Raw genomic sequence first — 15,199 nt, forward strand, 5'->3', positions numbered from 1 at the left:
GACGTGAACGGGATTCCTTAACACGTCTGCAACAGGGTGGTTACGCGACAGAAGTTTCTCAGCACGAAACTTGCGTCATCCACTGGACAACGAGAGGGCCGACATCGCCATGACCGACCGTATCGGAGGAGACCTGGTCATCGAGGCGCTCAGCGCCCTCGGGGCGCGTGCCGTGGTCGGCATTCCCGGGCAGCACGCTCTCGGGATGTTCGAGGCGCTCAGGCGGAGCACTCTGCGCTATCTGGGGGCACGCGTCGAGAACAACGCCGCCTGGATGGCGGATGGAGTCGCGCGCGCCAGCGGCGCCCCCGCACCGCTGCTGCTCTCGACGGGACCCGGAGCGCTCACCGCGCTCCCCGCGCTCATGGAGGCGAAGTGTTCGAGCGTGCCCGTGGTCGCCGTCTCGGCGCAGGTGCCCCTCGCGGGTCTCGGCGGCGGGCGACACGGCTACCTGCATGAGCTCGCCGATCAGTCGGACGCCTTCCGCCAGATCGTCAAGCATTCCGTCACCGTGCGGTCGATCTCGCAGATACCGTCCGCCGTGGCGGAGGCCTGGGCGATCGCCGCTCGAGCCCCTCAGGGCCCCGTGCTGATCGAGATCCCGCAGGACGTCCTGATGGCGCGCGTCGATGACATGCCCGTGGTGTCCGCCCTCCGCCGTGAGCCGGAGCCGCCCTCCGCGCCGGAGGAGGTGCTTCGCCTCGCGGCCGCCGTGCTGTCGGCGGCCGAGCGGCCGCTCGTCCTTGCCGGCGGCGGTGCTGACCGAGCGAACGCGGGGGAGCTGCTCATGATCGTGGCCGAAAGGCTCGATGCTCCTGTGTACTCGACCTTCAGCGGGCGCAACGCGATCCCGTCGGATCACCCTCTGCATGCCGGATCATGGCTGGAGGACATCGCGACGACGGAGCATCTCGAGTCGGCCGACGTCCTGCTCGTCGTCGGCAGCGGCCTCGGCGAGCTGTCGAGCAACTACCACGCCTTCGCGCCGCGCGGCCGGGTCATCCAGATCGATGCCGACCTGGGCGTGATCGGCGCGAATCATCCCGTCATCGGCGTGCACTCGGACGCCGCGTCTGCTCTCTCGCGGATCGACGAGCTGCTGACGTCGACGAGCGATGAGGATCGCCGACGCGAGCGGCTGGCGGAGGTCGCGCGCGTGCGCGCCGAGGTCTTCGAGCGACTCGACGCGCAGCGGCTCGATCACGAGCGGGGCCTGCTCGAAGAGGTGCGCGACGGCATCCCGAGCGACGCGGACACCTTCTGGGACATGACGATGGCGGCCTACTGGGCATGGTCGGCCTGGGACCGTCGAGACGGCCGCTTCGCGTCGGCCCAGGGCTCGGGCGGGCTCGGCTTCGCGTTCCCCGCGGCGATCGGGGCGGCGTTCGCGAGCGGACGGCGCACCGTCGCGGTGAGCGGGGACGGGGGCGCGATGTACGGGATCGCTGAGCTCGCGTCGGCCGTGCAGCACGCCGTGGACGTCACCTGGCTGATCATCGACGACGCCGGGTACGGCATCCTCGCGGAGTACATGGACGCCGCCTTCGGCGAGGCGACCGCGACGAGCATCCACGGGCCCGACTTCGTCGCGCTCGCAGAGAGCTTCGGCGTGCCCGCATGCACGGTGGAGCCGGGTGGGATCCGCGAGGCGGTCTCAGCGACGTTCGCGCAGCGCGGGCCACGCGTCGTGGTCGTGCGCACCCGCCTGAGGATGTTCGCGCCGACGCACCTGCACCGGCCGGCACGTGCATGACGCCTCGGTGCGGGACCGCCGGCGACCACGCCGACGTGGATCGGCGGCCGGTCTGGACGCGCGCCGCCAGAGGAGCGTCCCCCCGCTCCTCAGGGCGATCCAGGCTTTACAGACCAGAAACAATCGGGACTCGCCTGTGTCACAACGGAACCGTAGTTTCCTAATAAGCAACTTCTGATACCTCCAAAGCAACATCCGCCCGGCCGTGCGTCACGGATCCCACCCCGCTCCACCCTGAGAAAGCGAGAAAGATCGATGAGCCTGAAACGACACTCCGCCGCCGCAGCACTCCTTGCGCTGAGCGTCTTCGCTGTGACGGCGTGCTCCGCGTCGAGTGAGCCCACCGCCGGATCGGGCGCGGCGGCCGACGGCGAGGACAGCCGCTACGCCGGCGACGGCCAGGTCGTCTACGCGGGCTTCGGAGGCACCGGTGCCGATGCGATGCAGGCGGCATGGTTCGACCCGTTCGCGGATGCCAGCGGCATCGAGCTCGTTCGCGACGACGCCGTCTCGTGGATCCGGCTGCAGGAGATGGTCGACGCCGGCGCGATGGAGTGGGATGTCGCGCAGGGCAACATCAGCTACGGAGTGACCGACAACCCGGACCTCGAGTACCTCGACTGCGAGATCATCAACTGCGCCGCCTTCGACAACGCGGGCTACCCCGCCTATCCGCAGGCGGTCCCGCTGCTGTCGCTCGCGGCGGTGCTGACCTACAACACCGACCGCTTCGACAAGGGCGAGCTCACCGGACTCCGCGACTTCTTCGATCCGACCATCGAGGGCATGCGCACGATCGGCCCGATCACGAACGGCTGGCACGGCACCCTCGAGGCCGCCCTCATCGCCGATGGCGTCGATCGGGAAGACCTCTACCCCCTCGATGTCGAGCGGGCGCTCTCGGTGCTCGACCGCATCAAGGACCGCCTGATCATCGCCCAGGACAACCAGCAGTGCATCAACGACGTGTCGACGGGCGAGTCGGTGCTCGGGATCTGCAACAACGGCCGTGTCGCGATCGCCGCGCAAGAGGGCTACCCGGTCGCGATCGCGTGGGGCCTTCAGATCCAGGAGGCCGACTACGTCTACATCCCCAAGGGCGCACCGCATCTCGAGAACGCCCAGAAGCTGATCGCCTACATCGTGGACCACCAGGCCGCGATCAGCAACGAGATCGCCTACGGAGCGCTCAACCCCGACGCGGAGGGACTCAGCCCGGATTCGCCGTACATCGACTTCGTCCCCACGCAGCACGAGCTGGACGGCGACCAGGCCCCCATCCGCTTCGACCTGGACTGGTGGGGCGAGAACCGTCCTGCGGTCATCGAGCGGATCACGGAGTGGATCGCGGGCTGACCACCGCGGATCGAACGGTGCGGAGCGTGCCGCCGGCACGCCGAGACAGGAGAGGACTGGAATGACTGCGCTGACCTCGACGGCGGAGCGCGCTGCTCTCGAGCAACCCGTCGCCCCCCGCCCGGTGCCCGCTGTGCGCAACGGGCACCGCAGGCGGGAGCTGTTCACCGGAATGGGGGCTCTGCAGATCGCGGCGCTGCTGTTCATGGTGGTCGCGTTCCTGCTCCCCATCGCAGTCATCGCGTTCCGGGCGCTGTCGGATCCGAACAACTTCGCCCTCGCGTTCGAGAGCGGGATCTTCCGTCGCTCCATCTGGACGACGGTGCGGATGTCGGTCCTCGTGACGATCGTCTGCGTCGTCATCTCCTATCCGTTCGCCTACGTGCTCGCACGCGGCGGGAAGGTGCTAGTGGCCGTCCTCGGCACCTTCCTGCTGGTCTCCTTCTGGACGAGCACGCTCGTGCGGACGTACTCCTGGCAGCTGCTGCTGAACAACACGGGCATCCTCAACGACACGCTCATCGCCCTCGGGGTCATCGCGGAGCCGCTCGCGATCATCCGCACAGACCTCGCGGTCTTCATCGGGATGGCGCATGTCCTCGCGCCCTACACGATCCTCACGATCTTCGCGCAGATCAGGGCCATCCCGTCCGAGCTCGAGGAGGCGGCGCAGGTGATGGGCGCGCGCCCGATCACGGTGTTCTGGCGGGTCGTCCTGCCGTTGACCCGGGCGGGTGCCGTCGCCGGAGGCGTGCTCGTGTTCGTGATGGCGCTGGGCTTCTACATCACGCCGCAGATCCTGGGCAACCAGCAGGACGTCTACATCGGAACCGCGATCGTGCAACAGGTCCAGGTGTTCCTCAGAACGGACGTCGGCGCCGCGCAATCGCTCGTGCTCCTGGCGATCGTCCTTCTCGTGCTCGGCGTCGCCGCCCGCTTCCTCGGCCTCTCGCGGGTCCTCGGCCTGGACAAGGCGAGCCGATGATCCGGCCCCGGATCGCGACGACGCTCGTCGCCGTGCTGCTCGCGCTCTTCTTCGTGTTCCCGACGGTCGTCGTGATCGCGAGCTCCTTCGGGAAGGGCCGGATCGTCGAGTTCCCCCCGCGCGGACTGACGTGGGACTGGTACGCGGAGATCTTCACGGATCGCGTCTGGACCGGCGCCTTCGCGAACAGCATGGTGGTCGGCATCCTCGCAGCCGCCATGGCGATGGCCGTCGGCACGGTGCTCGCGATCGCGGCATCGCGCACACGCATCCTTCCGCCGATGCTCGTGACCGGCGCCGCGATGATCCCGGTGATCGTGCCGGGCGTCGTGTTGAGCATCGGGGTGTACGTGATCGCGGTCCGTGTGGGGCTCACGGGCTCCGTCGTGGGGCTGGCGATCGCGCACGCTGCGATCGGCGTGCCCTTCGTGTTCATCAACGTGCTTGCGCGGCTTGCGGCACTCGATCGGCAGATCGAAGAGGCGGCCCAGGTGTGCGGCGCGGGCCAGGTGACGACATTGCGAACCGTCACGATCCCGATCGTGCTGCCCTCCGTCGTCATCGGGGGCGCACTGGCCTTCATCTCCTCGTGGGACGAGTTCATGGTCGCGCTGTTCATGAACTCGCCGACGTTCCGGACGATCCCCGTGGTCGTCTGGGGCGAGGTGCTCTCCGGCGCCGAGCCTTCCACCTCGGCGGCCTCCGCCGTCGTCACGCTGGTGTCGATCGTGATCCTCGGGCTGGCCGTCGGCCTGCCCAGAACTACCGAAAGGAAGCGTCCACAGTGAGCATGCGCCAGGCAGTCGCCGCCCGACCGGACATCCTCGATCTCGCCGTCGGCGGGGCATCCGTCGAACTCGCCGGGATCACCAAGGTCTACGGCGACTTCACCGCCGTCGACGACGTGTCCCTGAGCATCGAGCCCGGAATGTTCGTCACTCTGCTCGGGGCATCCGGATCGGGCAAGACCACGCTGCTGCGCACCATCGCCGGGTTCGTCGAGCCCACAGAGGGGGAGCTGCGGATCGACGGCGTCCCGATGAACCGGGTTCCCGTGCACCGGCGCGGCATCGGCATGGTCTTCCAGAGCTATGCGCTGTTCCCGCACCTCAACGTGTACAAGAACGTCGAGTTCCCCCTTGTGCGCGCCGGGGTGTCCAGACGCGATCGTCGCATCCGCATCGACGAGGCGCTCGCCGCCGTCCGGCTGACGGGATTCGAGCACAGGATGCCGCGTCAGCTCTCGGGAGGTCAGCAGCAGCGCGTCGCACTGGCGCGCGCCATCGTCGCACGCCCGCGACTGCTGCTCATGGACGAACCCCTCGGCGCGCTCGACAGGAACCTCCGCGAGTCGCTCCAGGTCGAGATCCGCCAGCTGAGCCGCAGCCTCGGCGTCACAGTGGTCAACGTCACGCATGACCAGGAGGAGGCCCTCACGATGAGCGATCGGATCGCACTGCTCGACACGGGCAGGCTCGTGCAGTTCGGCACGGCCGAAGACCTGTACCTGCGCCCGACCAGCGAGATCGCGGCCGCGTTCATCGGCGAGTCGAACATCTTCCGCGGCGTCGTGCGCGCCGACGGCAGCGGCACCGACGTGCTCGACGTCCCGGGCGGCGTCGTCTACGCACGCGGGAAGGCCGAGCGCGGCGCCGGCGCGACCGCGATCATCCGTCCCGGAGAGGTCAGCGCGCTGCCTGCGGGCACGGAGATCCCGACGGGCCAGAGCCTCGTGCACGCCACCGTGACCGACGTCATCTTCGCGGGCGAGTCCCGGCGCGTGATGCTGACGGGCCGCGCCGGCGACGAGCTCATCGCCCGCGTTCCCCTGGGCACACCGTTCGACCTCCGCCCCGGCGACGAGGCCGTGCTCACGTGGGACGCCTCGCAGTGCCGGTACCTGCCCGCAGAGCGCTGAGCGGACGGCCGCCGCATCCGCCCCCATCCCCCAGAAGCCCCATTCCCCACCCCGCGCTCGGAGAGTCCGTGCGCGTACCTCGAAGGAAAGAGAACAATGCCGAAGATCTTCGTCTCCCAGCCCGTGCCGGAGCCCGTGCTCGACTTCATGCGCGAGTACGCCGAGGTCGAGGTGTTCCCGTGGAAGCACCGCGAGATGACCGTCGCGGAGGTGGAGTCGGCGGTGCGCAAGGCCGACTACCTCTACTGCATGCACACCATCCCGATCACTCGGTCCGTCGTCGAGGCGAACCCCGACCTCCTCGGCTACGGGGTGGCCTTCCTTCGTGAGGACCTCCACGACATCGAGGCGATCGCGGAGTACGGCATCCCGACCCTGTTCGCCGCCGAGCCCACGCCCCCGGCGGATCCGTCGACGTGGGACGACAACGGCTGGGGCCTCAACCCGCGCGCGACGGCCGATCTCCTCGTGACCCACGTGCTCTCGGCCGCGTACCGCTTCGTCGAGTCCGACCGGTACTGCCGCGAGCGCCGGTTCTTCCAGGAGATGACGATGGACCTCATGGGCCAGGGATGCACCGGCAAGACCGTGGCGCTCTACGGCTTCGGCAAGGTCGCGCGTCAGGCGGCGAAGCGCTTCAAGGCGCTCGACATGCGGGTGATCTACACGAAGCGCACCCGTCTGAGCCCCGAGGAGGAGGCGGCGTACGGCGTGGAGTGGCGAGAGGACCCCGACGACCTGTTCCGCGAGGGCGACTACGTGTGCCTTCTCACGAACGCCGAGCCGGCCAACCTCAAGATGGTCACGGCTCGACACTTCGAGCTGATGAAGCCCACCGCCTACTTCTTCAATGTGTCGCGTGGGCGGCTCATCGACGAGGAGGCGCTGATCGCCGCGCTCCAGGACGGGAAGATCGCCGGGGCCGGGCTCGACGTCTTTCTCTCCGAGCCTCCCAAGGTGATCGAGCCCTACGTCCCGGAGGCGTTCGTCGCGATGCCCAACGTCTCGCTCACGCCCCACAACGGCGGCGCGACCTATCGTTCGCGCACCGCCCAGTGCATGGCCATCGCGAAGGCGATCGTCGACGACATCCAGCTGCGAGCGGCCGACGTGGAGCTCGCAGAGGCATCCTCCGAGCGAGTCTGAATCGTGCGGACTCGCGAGCTCGGCCCCCTCACCGTCAGCGAGATCGGCCTCGGCTGCAACAACTTCGGCCGACGGCTCGATGCGCAGGAGAGCGCTCGGGTGATCTCCGCCGCGCTCGACGTCGGCATCACGCTGTTCGACACGGCGGCGATGTACGGCGGCGGTCTGAGCGAGAGCTATCTCGGACGTGGGCTGGGCCGGGCTCGCGAGCACGTCGTCGTGGCGACCAAGTTCGGTCACGCGGGGCCGGATGCCTCCGCGGCGACCGTCGTCGCCTCATGCGAGGACAGTCTGCGACGGCTCGGGACGGATCGGATCGACCTCTTCCAGATCCACTTCCCCGACCCTGCGACGCCGCTCTCCGAGACGCTGGAGGCGCTCGCCGCTCTCGCGAGCGCGGGCAAGATCGCCCACGTCGGCTGTTCGAACTTCGACGTGGGCCTCCTGCGCGAACTCCACGAGCTGCGGCACATCGTCCCCGTCGTGAGCGTCCAGAACCAGCTGTCGCTGCTCGCGCGCGCCGACGAGGACGAGGTCCTGCCCTGGTGCGCTGCGAACGGGGTCGGCTATCTGCCGTACTTCCCGCTCGCAGGCGGGCTGCTCACCGGCAAGTACAGTCCCCACGGGGATGCGCCGACGGGCGCCCGCTGGACCGTGCAGAGCGGCGCGCGACGCGATGAGCTCATGACGGAGCGCAATCTCGAAGTCGTGGAGCGACTGCGCGGCTACTGCGACGAGAAGGGCCGCTCGCTCGTGGAGCTGTCCTTCTCGTGGCTGCTCTCGCGGACCGGGCTCTCGTCGGTCATCGCCGGGGCCACCTCGAGCGAGCAGGTGCACGCCAACGTGCGCTCGGCGGGCTGGCAGCTGACGGAGGAGGAGCTCGTCGAGATCGACGAGCTCACGGCGCTGTGACTCGGGCGACGACCGCCCGAGGCGGGCCCGCGACCATCGTCTTCATCGTCGCCTGCCAGAGCCTGCAGGCGCTGAGCGTGGGGGCGATCTCGCTCTTCCTGCCTCTCATCCGCAGCGATCTCGACATCACCTTCACCCAGTCCGGCGCGATCGCCGCGGTGTCGCTCGTCGTCTTCGCAGCCATGCAGATCCCTGCAGGGTGGCTCGCCGATCGATTCGGCGCCAAGCTGATGTTCTCATCCGGGCTCCTGGGCGTGCTCGCCATGACCTGCGCTCTCGCGGTCTTCGACTCGTACGGGCTGATTCTCGCCTCGCAGGCGGCGTCGGGCTTCTTCCGATCGCTCGTGTTCATCCCGGGGATGCTGCTCATCACGCACGAGTTCGCCGAGAACCGGCGGGCCACGGCCATGGGGCTCTACGTCGCGGGCGGGTTCTCGTCCAACGTCGTGCTCTCGACCGTGGCCCCGCTCCTCGTCGACACCTGGGGCTGGCGCGCCATCCTGCTCGTGTGCAGTGCGGGCGGCGTCCTGGTCGTGATGGCCTATATCCTCGTCGGCGGTCCCGGACCGCGAGCGAAGGGCGCCGGCTCCCTCCCCCTGCGGTCGCTCGTCGCGATGCTCCGGTCGCCGATCATGTGGGGAGCCGGGTGGCTCCAGATCGTCCGGTTCGGGCTGGCGAACGGGATGATCTTCTGGCTGCCGACGATCCTGGTCGACGATCACGGCATGACGCTGCGGGAGGCCGGTCTCGTCGTGGCGATGGCCGCGCTGCTGACCGCGCCCGCGAACGCCCTCGGCGGCTACGTGTCCGACCGCCTCCGCGCCCCGCTCACGCTCATCGCGGTCTCCCTCGTGGTGCTCGTCTCGTCGACGACCGTCGTCGCCCTGGTCCGGGATCCCGTGGCTCTGTGCGTCGCGATCGCCGTGCAGGCGGTCTTCGTCCAGGTGTACTTCGGTCCGCTCTTCGCGCTGCCGCCGCGCTTCCTCGGCGCAGAGACCGCAGCGCTGACGAACGGCTACTCCAACCTCATGGCCAACATCGGAGGGCTCTGCGCCGTGTGGGCGCTGGGTGCCGTCCGCGATGCCACCGGCTCCTTCACGTGGGGACTGCTCGGCTTGGCCGGGCTGGGCGCATCCGGTGTGGCGGTCGCCATTTCGCTGCGTCGTGGTTACCCTGATCCCCGACATGCAGATCGAGCGGACGCTCGCAGAGAGGGCGTCCGGGCTGTGGACCTTGATCGAAGCGTCGAGATTCGGAGGCCAGAATGAGGCCACTCCCCGTGGAGTCGACGTCGCCGCGCTCGGCGATCGGCGCCCGGCTCAGGGCGCTGCGCCAGTCGCGGCAGATGACGATCGAGCAGGTGGCGGAGAGCGCCGGAATCACGAAGAGCTTCCTCAGCAGAGTCGAGCGAGACATGACGTCGCCGAGCGTCACGTCGCTCGTCGCCATCTGCGACGTCCTCGACGCCGCGATCGGCGACCTCTTCGCGACGAGCGATGCGCAGCTGATCCGGGCAGAGGATGCTCCGCGCATCGACCTGAGCGGGATCGACACGCGCGAGCGTCTCGTCAGCCCTCGTCGCAACAGCCGCTTCCAGGTCATCAGATCGAGCGTCGACCCCGGTGGCAACGGCGGGGAAGACCTCTACACGATCAACGCGGACATCGAGCTGATGCACGTCATCTCGGGCAGCGTCATCGTGTGGTTCAGCGACCAGTCCCACCGGCTGGAGGTCGGGGACTCCATCACCTTCGACGGGCGAGAGCCGCACCAGTGGCGTTCGGAGGAGGGCGCGGAGCTGCTCTGGGTGATCATCCCGGCGGCGTGGGACGAGACCTGAGCGCATCCCCGGAGCTCTGCTCGATGTTCCAGCTGGAGCTGAGCCCGCCAGGGAGAGAGCACGACCGAAGGCCGGCATGTTCGCGGATCCTCGGCCGCGGCGCAAGCCCCGGTCCGCTCGCGGGGGCCCGTCGTATCGTCGAGCCATGAGCGACGTGACCGTCTTCGCGCCGTCACCCACGCTGACCGTGACGGTGGAGGACCACCCCTTCGGCGCAGAGATCCACGTCCACGCGGGCGGCCAAGGCGTGTGGCAGGCCCGCATGCTGCTTCGGCTGGGCCTGTCGGTGACGATGTGCTCGGTCCTGACGGGAGAGACCGGCCGGGTGCTGCGGCACCTCCTTCAGGACGAGGGCATCGCCGTCTCGGCGATCGACCGCGAGGGTCGCGGCTCGGCGTACGTGCACGACCGCCGAGCGGGGGAACGGGTCTCGATCGCCGACGAGGAAGGCGACCCCATCGGTCGGCACGATCTCGACGAGCTCTACGGGATGACGTTGAAGGAGGCGTTGGCCTCGCGCGTGGTGATCCTGAGCGGTCCATCCGGCGAGTCGGCGCTGCCGTCGGACACCTATCGAAGACTCGCCGCCGACCTCCGCGACACCGATGCGGCGGTCGTCGTGGACCTCGCAGGCGAGCGGCTCGCCGCCGCGATCGACGGCGGGGTCGACGTGCTCAAGGTCAGTCACGAGGAGCTGCTGCAGGACGGGCTCATCTCGAACGTGTCGACGCATGAGATCCTGCGGGCGATGAGGGCCCTGCGTGACCGGGGCGCCGCCGTCGTCGTGGTCACGAGGTCGTCGGATCCGCTCATCCTCCTCGACGAGAGCGGATTCCTCGAAGTGCGCCCCCCGCAGCTGCAGGTCGCAGACACGCATGGAGCCGGCGACTCCCTGGTGGCGGGGATGGCGGGGGGCATCGCGCGCGGCGACACGGCACGCGCCGCGGTCGAGCTCGGCGCCGCCGCCGGCGCGCTGAACATCACGCGCCATGGGCTGGGCTCCGGCGACCGCGAGGCGATCATCCGGCTGCGGGAGAAGGTGACGAGCCGACCCATCGCCGACGAGCAGTCCGCCGACATCGAGCAGCCTGTGACCGGTCGGGTCAGCCCCGACGGACTGGCGGCCCTCGCCGATCCGGAGGATGAGCGATGACCCGCGTCCTGGTCACCAACGACGACGGCATCGCCGCGCCCGGGCTGCACGTCCTCGCGCGCGCCGCGAAGGATGCCGGGCACGACGTCACGATCGCGGCCCCGACGGTGCAGTCCAGCGGATCGAGCGCGTCGATCATGGCCGAGGACCACGAAGGGCGCATCGCGGTCGAGCGGCGCGAACTGGACGGGCTGGCGGATGTCGCGGCGTTCGCGGTCCATGGCGGTCCGGGGCTGATCGCCATGATCGCGGCTCGCGGCGCCTTCGGCGATCCCGCCGACGTCGTGCTGTCGGGAGTCAACCACGGTGCGAACGTCGGTCGTGCCATCCTCCATTCCGGCACGGTCGGGGCCGCGCTCACGGGCGGTCTGAACGGAGCGTGGGGCATGGCCGTCTCGCTCGACGTCGGCATGCGCCCCGACCAGTTCCACTGGGATGCGGCGGCGGATGCCGCGATGCGGCTGCTGCCCGGGCTGCTGGCCAGTCCGCGCGCCACCGTCATCAACGTCAACGTCCCGAATGCGGCATCCAATCGCGGCTTCCGCGAGGCGACGCTCGCGCCGTTCGGCATCGTGCAGACGACGCTGACCGAGCGCGCCGAGCATCACATCCGTCTCGCCGTCGAGGACCTGCCCAAGACGCCTGCGCCGGGCACCGATGCCGCGTGCCTGGCGCAGGGGTGGGTCACCGTGACGGGCCTCGACCCCGTCTCGCACGTCCCGCTCGCGTTCCTGGGCCTGACGCGGATCACTGCCGAACAGTCCTGAGGCGCGCGACCCCCCGGCCTTCGAGGCGGCGCGGCACGGCGTTGCCCTCGCCGTCGTTCTTGAGGTAGGCGAGCACGCGATGACCGGAGCCCGCCCACTCGAGCATGGACATGGGTCCAGCTCCACCCGAGGTGGCGACGCGCACTTCCGTCACCGTCGTCGCTCAGCCCCTCTCACCACGCTGCCCGGACGCAGAGAGGACCGGTGGCACTCCGGCCCTCTCTGCGCAGCGGTTCGGCCGACGGTGTCTTCGACATCCTCAGCGAGCTTCTTCGCCGCGGTCTCGCCTGATCCGTCCGTTCGATGTCGCCACGACATCATGAGACCTCGGCGCGAGATGCGGCGGGAGGGGGTTGACTCAGGCGGGCGCGGGTCGTAGGCGGCCGCCGCGTCAGGCCTCGGCCCGTCGATCGCCCGCTGTCAACCCTCTCCAGGTCGCGCCGCCGCCGTGATCCCCTGTCCCCACCGAGAAGAAGCCGAGGGATGCCGTGCAGTCCCTCCACGATCAGAGACAGGTGGATCATGACCGACACATCACGCCCGGAAGACGATGACGCCCGCGCCGCCGCCGACGGCATCCCCGCCCCGGATCTCGGAGCGAGTTTCGACGAAGTGCAGCCGGAGACCCAGGGCGAGAGCCCGATCGACGCGGAGCTGGGAGGGGATGGGCAGGGCGACATCCTGGGCGAAGACGGATCCCGGTCGCCGAAGGACGACGACGCACCCGACGACCTCCGCGTCGAGGACCTCCCCTAGCGTCCGGGCCCGACGGAGGACGGACGACGAGGACGCGGCCGACATGCCGACCGACCGCAGGCGGCAGGATGGAAGGCCCGACGACGTCGTGCAGAGGCGGTGACGTGCATGGCCCTGCCGACTCGGGTCGCCGGTGCGTAGGGTGTGGGGATGCCCGACACCACATGCCACATGTCGATGTCCGTCCTGCTCGGCACCGGCGAGCGGATCTTCGACGGCTTCGAGTCGTTGGGGCTGGAACCCGTCGAGGTGCTGCACTCTCCGCTCGCGACGCACATCCGCTACCGCAGGACGAGCTGAGGTCTGCTCCCGGCGCCGGCTCCCGGTCGAGGCCGTCGAGTCGCGACGGTCGGCGCCCGCCCCGGCGGAAGGGGGGATACTTCACTCATGACACAGGGAACGGCGTACCAGCCCGGGGTGTGCAACATCGGCCCGGCCGAGATCCGCAGGCGTCGGGCATCCGGATACGTGGGACTCGCGGTCTCCGTGCTCTTTCTGGCGCTCGCCTTCGCCCTCGCGTGGCCGGCTCCGTGGCGGTTGCTCGTCGCGCTGCCGGCGTTCCTGTCGGCCCAGGGCTTCCTTCAGGCAGCGTTCCACTTCTGCGTCGGCTTCGCCTCGCGCGGCCTGTTCAACTTCGGCGAGCTCGGCCAGGAGGAGACCGTCCACGAGGCCGAGTTCCGCCGGAAGGACCAGCGCAAGGCGCTCCTGATCACGGCCCTGGCCTTCGCGATCGCCGCCGTCGTCGCGGTCATCGCGTTCCTCATCCCGCTGCCCTGATCCCTCTTCCCGCTGCCCTGAGGCGCGTCTGCTGAGGCAGCTGGAGGCGATTCGGGATGCCGCGTCCCGCCATCCCGGGCACCTTCGGTCTCGAGCCCCGGCTGCGGTGGCAGGAGTCCTGACGGGCCCGACCGCTCAGGCGCCTCGCTCCCAGGCGCGCAGCCGCGGAGTCCAGCGCCGCACGTTCCGTCGGTACTCGCGATACTCGTCGCCGTACTCGAGCTCGAGCGTCGGCTCCTCGTAGAACAGGACGAACAGCAGCACCGCCAGGAACACGAGGGCCGCGTAGAGCACGGTCCACCCGCTCCCGAACAGCAGCGCCTGCCCGAGGATGATGGCGAGCACCGCCTCGTACATCGGATTGCGCACGTGTCGGTACGGGCCGACGACGACGAGGCGGGCTGTCGGCGCCGGCGGCGCGGGCGTGCCGTCGGCGCGGGCGAACCGGACGAACGCGTCGAGCAGCAGGGCGACGCCGGCGAGGACGACGATCGCCGCCGCGATCGCGATCGGCCAGATCCAGCCGTCCGGCCACGGGATCCGCCATCCCGTGATGAGCCAGGGGACCAGCCCGGCCACGACTCCCGGCGCGAGCGCCAGGAAGACGATCGTCCCGGCCCACGCCCGCGCGCGCACGCGATCCATGTGCCGAGCGTAGCCGGAGGGGCGGCGGATGCCGGGTACTCCTCTTGACGAGTGCCCGAAGTGCGCTCACTGTGTACCCAGGGGATCGATATATCGGCAGCCCCGGCATGGGCGGGAAGTGGGTCGGCTGTGCAATCCGACGACGATCGTGAACTGGGCGAGGTCCTCGAGGACCTGCCCGACCCCGTGGTCGCAGCACTGGAAGTGCGCGACGCGTGGCGCAGAAGGCTCGCAGCCGGCACGGCCGGGCTCGAGTTCCTCGTGTCCGACCTGCAGAAGTGGCCGGTCGGCTCCGCGGTGCGGGTCGCGTTCCTCGACGGCGACTCCGCTCTCCACGCGGATGTCGCGGCGGCGACGCAGCAGATCTCCGACGCGATGAACCTCATCCTCGACTTCGGGTATGACGAAGACACGGGTTCCTTCCGGCGCTGGACGCCGAGCGACACGGTTCTGAAGGCCGAGATCCGTGTGAGCTTCGACATGGGCGGCTACTGGTCGCTCGTCGGCACCGACAGCACAGACGTGACGATCGATCCCTCCGGCGGACCCATCGGAGGGCTGCCGGGGCAGCGCAGCCTCAATCTGGGCGGGTACGCGGTCTCGAAGCCGCAGGGGTGGGAGGGGACCGTCCGGCACGAGTTCCTGCATGCGCTCGCATTCCAGCACGAGCACCAGAACTTCCGCGGTCCGTGCGAAGACGACTTCCGGTGGGACGACGACTCCGGATACGTCCCGACGAAGGATCCTCGGGGGGTGTTCGTGAAGGATGCCGCGGGTCGCGCGCCCGGGATCTACACGTATCTCGCCGGGCCGCCGAACAACTGGTCGAAGGCGAAGGTCGACCACAACCTGCGCACGGAGAACGATCCCGGTGCCGTCATGGGACCCTTCGACGCGGCATCCGTCATGCTCTATCGCTTCGCGTCGTTCTTCTACAAGACGAACCCGAGCGCGTGCGCCCCGACCGGACCGGGGCAGGAGCTGTCGGACGGCGACAAGCGCGGCCTGAGCCTCCTGTACCCCGACCTCGGCGACGCTTCCGTGTCTGAGCTGGTCGAACGGTCTGCGCGGGGGCTCGAGATCGTCGGCACGGAGGCGCCGGGAGAGGTCGTGTCGATCTACACGGATCGCCTCGTCGAACTGCTCGAGGCGCATTCCGCCGCCGGCGGGTGACGATCGAGCGGCCCCGCG

General features: G+C 69.4%; 17 protein-coding genes. 15 read left to right on the forward strand and 2 right to left on the reverse strand.

The genetic code is table 11. The features are described 5' to 3' along the window. The first annotated feature begins 109 nt into the window (after positions 1-109). The 11 genes from FHS08_RS08595 (at position 110) to surE (ending at position 11,830) form a co-directional block, all read left to right on the forward strand. Positions 110-1,753: a thiamine pyrophosphate-binding protein gene (locus tag FHS08_RS08595; protein WP_167038014.1), complete on the forward strand. Its 1,644-nt coding sequence runs from the start codon at positions 110-112 to the stop codon at positions 1,751-1,753. A 255-nt stretch (positions 1,754-2,008) separates the two neighbouring features. Continuing rightward, on the forward strand, positions 2,009-3,109 hold the full coding sequence (locus FHS08_RS08600; RefSeq protein WP_167038017.1) for an extracellular solute-binding protein: 1,101 nt from the start codon (positions 2,009-2,011) through the stop codon (positions 3,107-3,109). A gap of 61 nt (positions 3,110-3,170) precedes the next feature. Next, the gene (locus FHS08_RS08605) at positions 3,171-4,094 is read left to right on the forward strand and encodes an ABC transporter permease (protein ID WP_167038020.1); all 924 of its coding nucleotides are present in this window, start codon (positions 3,171-3,173) and stop codon (positions 4,092-4,094) included. After that, complete coding sequence (locus FHS08_RS08610) at positions 4,091-4,882, forward strand: ABC transporter permease (protein ID WP_167038023.1); 792 nt, start codon at positions 4,091-4,093, stop codon at positions 4,880-4,882. Before FHS08_RS08605 ends, FHS08_RS08610 begins: the two co-directional genes overlap by 4 nt. Before the next feature lie 2 nt (positions 4,883-4,884). After that, on the forward strand, positions 4,885-6,012 hold the full coding sequence (locus FHS08_RS08615) for an ABC transporter ATP-binding protein (protein ID WP_167038026.1): 1,128 nt from the start codon (positions 4,885-4,887) through the stop codon (positions 6,010-6,012). 96 nt (positions 6,013-6,108) lie between these two features. Then, positions 6,109-7,158 carry an NAD(P)-dependent oxidoreductase gene (locus FHS08_RS08620; RefSeq protein ID WP_167038029.1) on the forward strand — a complete coding sequence of 350 codons (1,050 nt, stop codon included), beginning with the start codon at positions 6,109-6,111 and terminating at the stop codon, positions 7,156-7,158. Positions 7,159-7,161: 3 nt separating this feature from the next. Next, positions 7,162-8,070: an aldo/keto reductase gene (locus FHS08_RS08625; RefSeq protein WP_167038032.1), complete on the forward strand. Its 909-nt coding sequence runs from the start codon at positions 7,162-7,164 to the stop codon at positions 8,068-8,070. Then, positions 8,067-9,338: an MFS transporter gene (locus FHS08_RS08630; RefSeq protein ID WP_167038035.1), complete on the forward strand. Its 1,272-nt coding sequence runs from the start codon at positions 8,067-8,069 to the stop codon at positions 9,336-9,338. The genes FHS08_RS08625 and FHS08_RS08630 overlap by 4 nt, the downstream gene beginning before the upstream one ends. Then, a complete protein-coding gene (locus FHS08_RS08635) occupies positions 9,335-9,910 on the forward strand; it encodes a helix-turn-helix domain-containing protein (protein ID WP_167038037.1) in 576 nt (191 codons plus the stop codon). Before FHS08_RS08630 ends, FHS08_RS08635 begins: the two co-directional genes overlap by 4 nt. 145 nt (positions 9,911-10,055) lie before the next feature. Further along, a complete protein-coding gene (locus tag FHS08_RS08640; protein WP_167038040.1) occupies positions 10,056-11,063 on the forward strand; it encodes a 1-phosphofructokinase family hexose kinase in 1,008 nt (335 codons plus the stop codon). Beyond that, positions 11,060-11,830 carry a 5'/3'-nucleotidase SurE gene (surE, locus tag FHS08_RS08645; RefSeq protein ID WP_167038042.1) on the forward strand — a complete coding sequence of 257 codons (771 nt, stop codon included), beginning with the start codon at positions 11,060-11,062 and terminating at the stop codon, positions 11,828-11,830. The genes FHS08_RS08640 and surE overlap by 4 nt, the downstream gene beginning before the upstream one ends. On the opposite strand, the gene FHS08_RS17145 is transcribed toward surE, so the two are convergent. After that, complete coding sequence (locus tag FHS08_RS17145) at positions 11,811-11,942, reverse strand: hypothetical protein (protein ID WP_279587803.1); 132 nt, start codon at positions 11,940-11,942, stop codon at positions 11,811-11,813. The genes surE and FHS08_RS17145 overlap by 20 nt on opposite strands. A 410-nt stretch (positions 11,943-12,352) precedes the next feature. Between FHS08_RS17145 and FHS08_RS08650 the strand changes: the two genes are divergently transcribed. From FHS08_RS08650 to FHS08_RS08660, 3 genes are all read left to right on the forward strand, one after another. Continuing rightward, complete coding sequence (locus tag FHS08_RS08650) at positions 12,353-12,586, forward strand: hypothetical protein (protein ID WP_167038045.1); 234 nt, start codon at positions 12,353-12,355, stop codon at positions 12,584-12,586. Positions 12,587-12,736: 150 nt separating this feature from the next. Next, positions 12,737-12,886, forward strand: coding sequence for a hypothetical protein (locus FHS08_RS08655; RefSeq protein WP_243847264.1), 150 nt, complete (start codon positions 12,737-12,739; stop codon positions 12,884-12,886). A gap of 87 nt (positions 12,887-12,973) precedes the next feature. After that, positions 12,974-13,363: a hypothetical protein gene (locus FHS08_RS08660; protein WP_167038048.1), complete on the forward strand. Its 390-nt coding sequence runs from the start codon at positions 12,974-12,976 to the stop codon at positions 13,361-13,363. Positions 13,364-13,498: 135 nt separating this feature from the next. Here FHS08_RS08660 and FHS08_RS08665 read toward each other — a convergent pair whose 3' ends face one another. Beyond that, positions 13,499-14,008 (reverse strand): methyltransferase family protein, encoded by a 510-nt coding sequence (locus tag FHS08_RS08665; protein WP_167038051.1) that lies wholly within the window; start codon positions 14,006-14,008, stop codon positions 13,499-13,501. Positions 14,009-14,137: 129 nt separating this feature from the next. Between FHS08_RS08665 and FHS08_RS08670 the strand changes: the two genes are divergently transcribed. Continuing rightward, positions 14,138-15,181: a zinc metalloprotease gene (locus tag FHS08_RS08670; RefSeq protein ID WP_167038054.1), complete on the forward strand. Its 1,044-nt coding sequence runs from the start codon at positions 14,138-14,140 to the stop codon at positions 15,179-15,181. The last annotated feature ends 18 nt before the right edge of the window (positions 15,182-15,199 follow it).

It is taken from the genome of Microbacterium ulmi (genome assembly GCF_011759705.1).
Lineage (GTDB): Bacteria > Actinomycetota > Actinomycetes > Actinomycetales > Microbacteriaceae > Microbacterium > Microbacterium ulmi.

Excerpts from the sequence above, each read along its gene's own strand:
- surE (WP_167038042.1), top strand. The coding sequence starts at position 11,060 with ATGACCCGCGTCCTGGTCACCAACGACGACGGCATCGCCGCGCCCGGG.
- FHS08_RS08660 (WP_167038048.1), top strand. The coding sequence starts at position 12,974 with ATGACACAGGGAACGGCGTACCAGCCCGGGGTGTGCAACATCGGCCCG.
- FHS08_RS17145 (WP_279587803.1), bottom strand. The coding sequence starts at position 11,942 with ATGTCCATGCTCGAGTGGGCGGGCTCCGGTCATCGCGTGCTCGCCTAC.
- FHS08_RS08605 (WP_167038020.1), top strand. The coding sequence starts at position 3,171 with ATGACTGCGCTGACCTCGACGGCGGAGCGCGCTGCTCTCGAGCAACCC.
- FHS08_RS08640 (WP_167038040.1), top strand. The coding sequence starts at position 10,056 with ATGAGCGACGTGACCGTCTTCGCGCCGTCACCCACGCTGACCGTGACG.
- FHS08_RS08665 (WP_167038051.1), bottom strand. The coding sequence starts at position 14,008 with ATGGATCGCGTGCGCGCGCGGGCGTGGGCCGGGACGATCGTCTTCCTG.
- FHS08_RS08595 (WP_167038014.1), top strand. The coding sequence starts at position 110 with ATGACCGACCGTATCGGAGGAGACCTGGTCATCGAGGCGCTCAGCGCC.
- FHS08_RS08655 (WP_243847264.1), top strand. The coding sequence starts at position 12,737 with ATGCCCGACACCACATGCCACATGTCGATGTCCGTCCTGCTCGGCACC.
- FHS08_RS08635 (WP_167038037.1), top strand. The coding sequence starts at position 9,335 with ATGAGGCCACTCCCCGTGGAGTCGACGTCGCCGCGCTCGGCGATCGGC.
- FHS08_RS08620 (WP_167038029.1), top strand. The coding sequence starts at position 6,109 with ATGCCGAAGATCTTCGTCTCCCAGCCCGTGCCGGAGCCCGTGCTCGAC.
- FHS08_RS08650 (WP_167038045.1), top strand. The coding sequence starts at position 12,353 with ATGACCGACACATCACGCCCGGAAGACGATGACGCCCGCGCCGCCGCC.
- FHS08_RS08615 (WP_167038026.1), top strand. The coding sequence starts at position 4,885 with ATGCGCCAGGCAGTCGCCGCCCGACCGGACATCCTCGATCTCGCCGTC.
- FHS08_RS08610 (WP_167038023.1), top strand. The coding sequence starts at position 4,091 with ATGATCCGGCCCCGGATCGCGACGACGCTCGTCGCCGTGCTGCTCGCG.
- FHS08_RS08600 (WP_167038017.1), top strand. The coding sequence starts at position 2,009 with ATGAGCCTGAAACGACACTCCGCCGCCGCAGCACTCCTTGCGCTGAGC.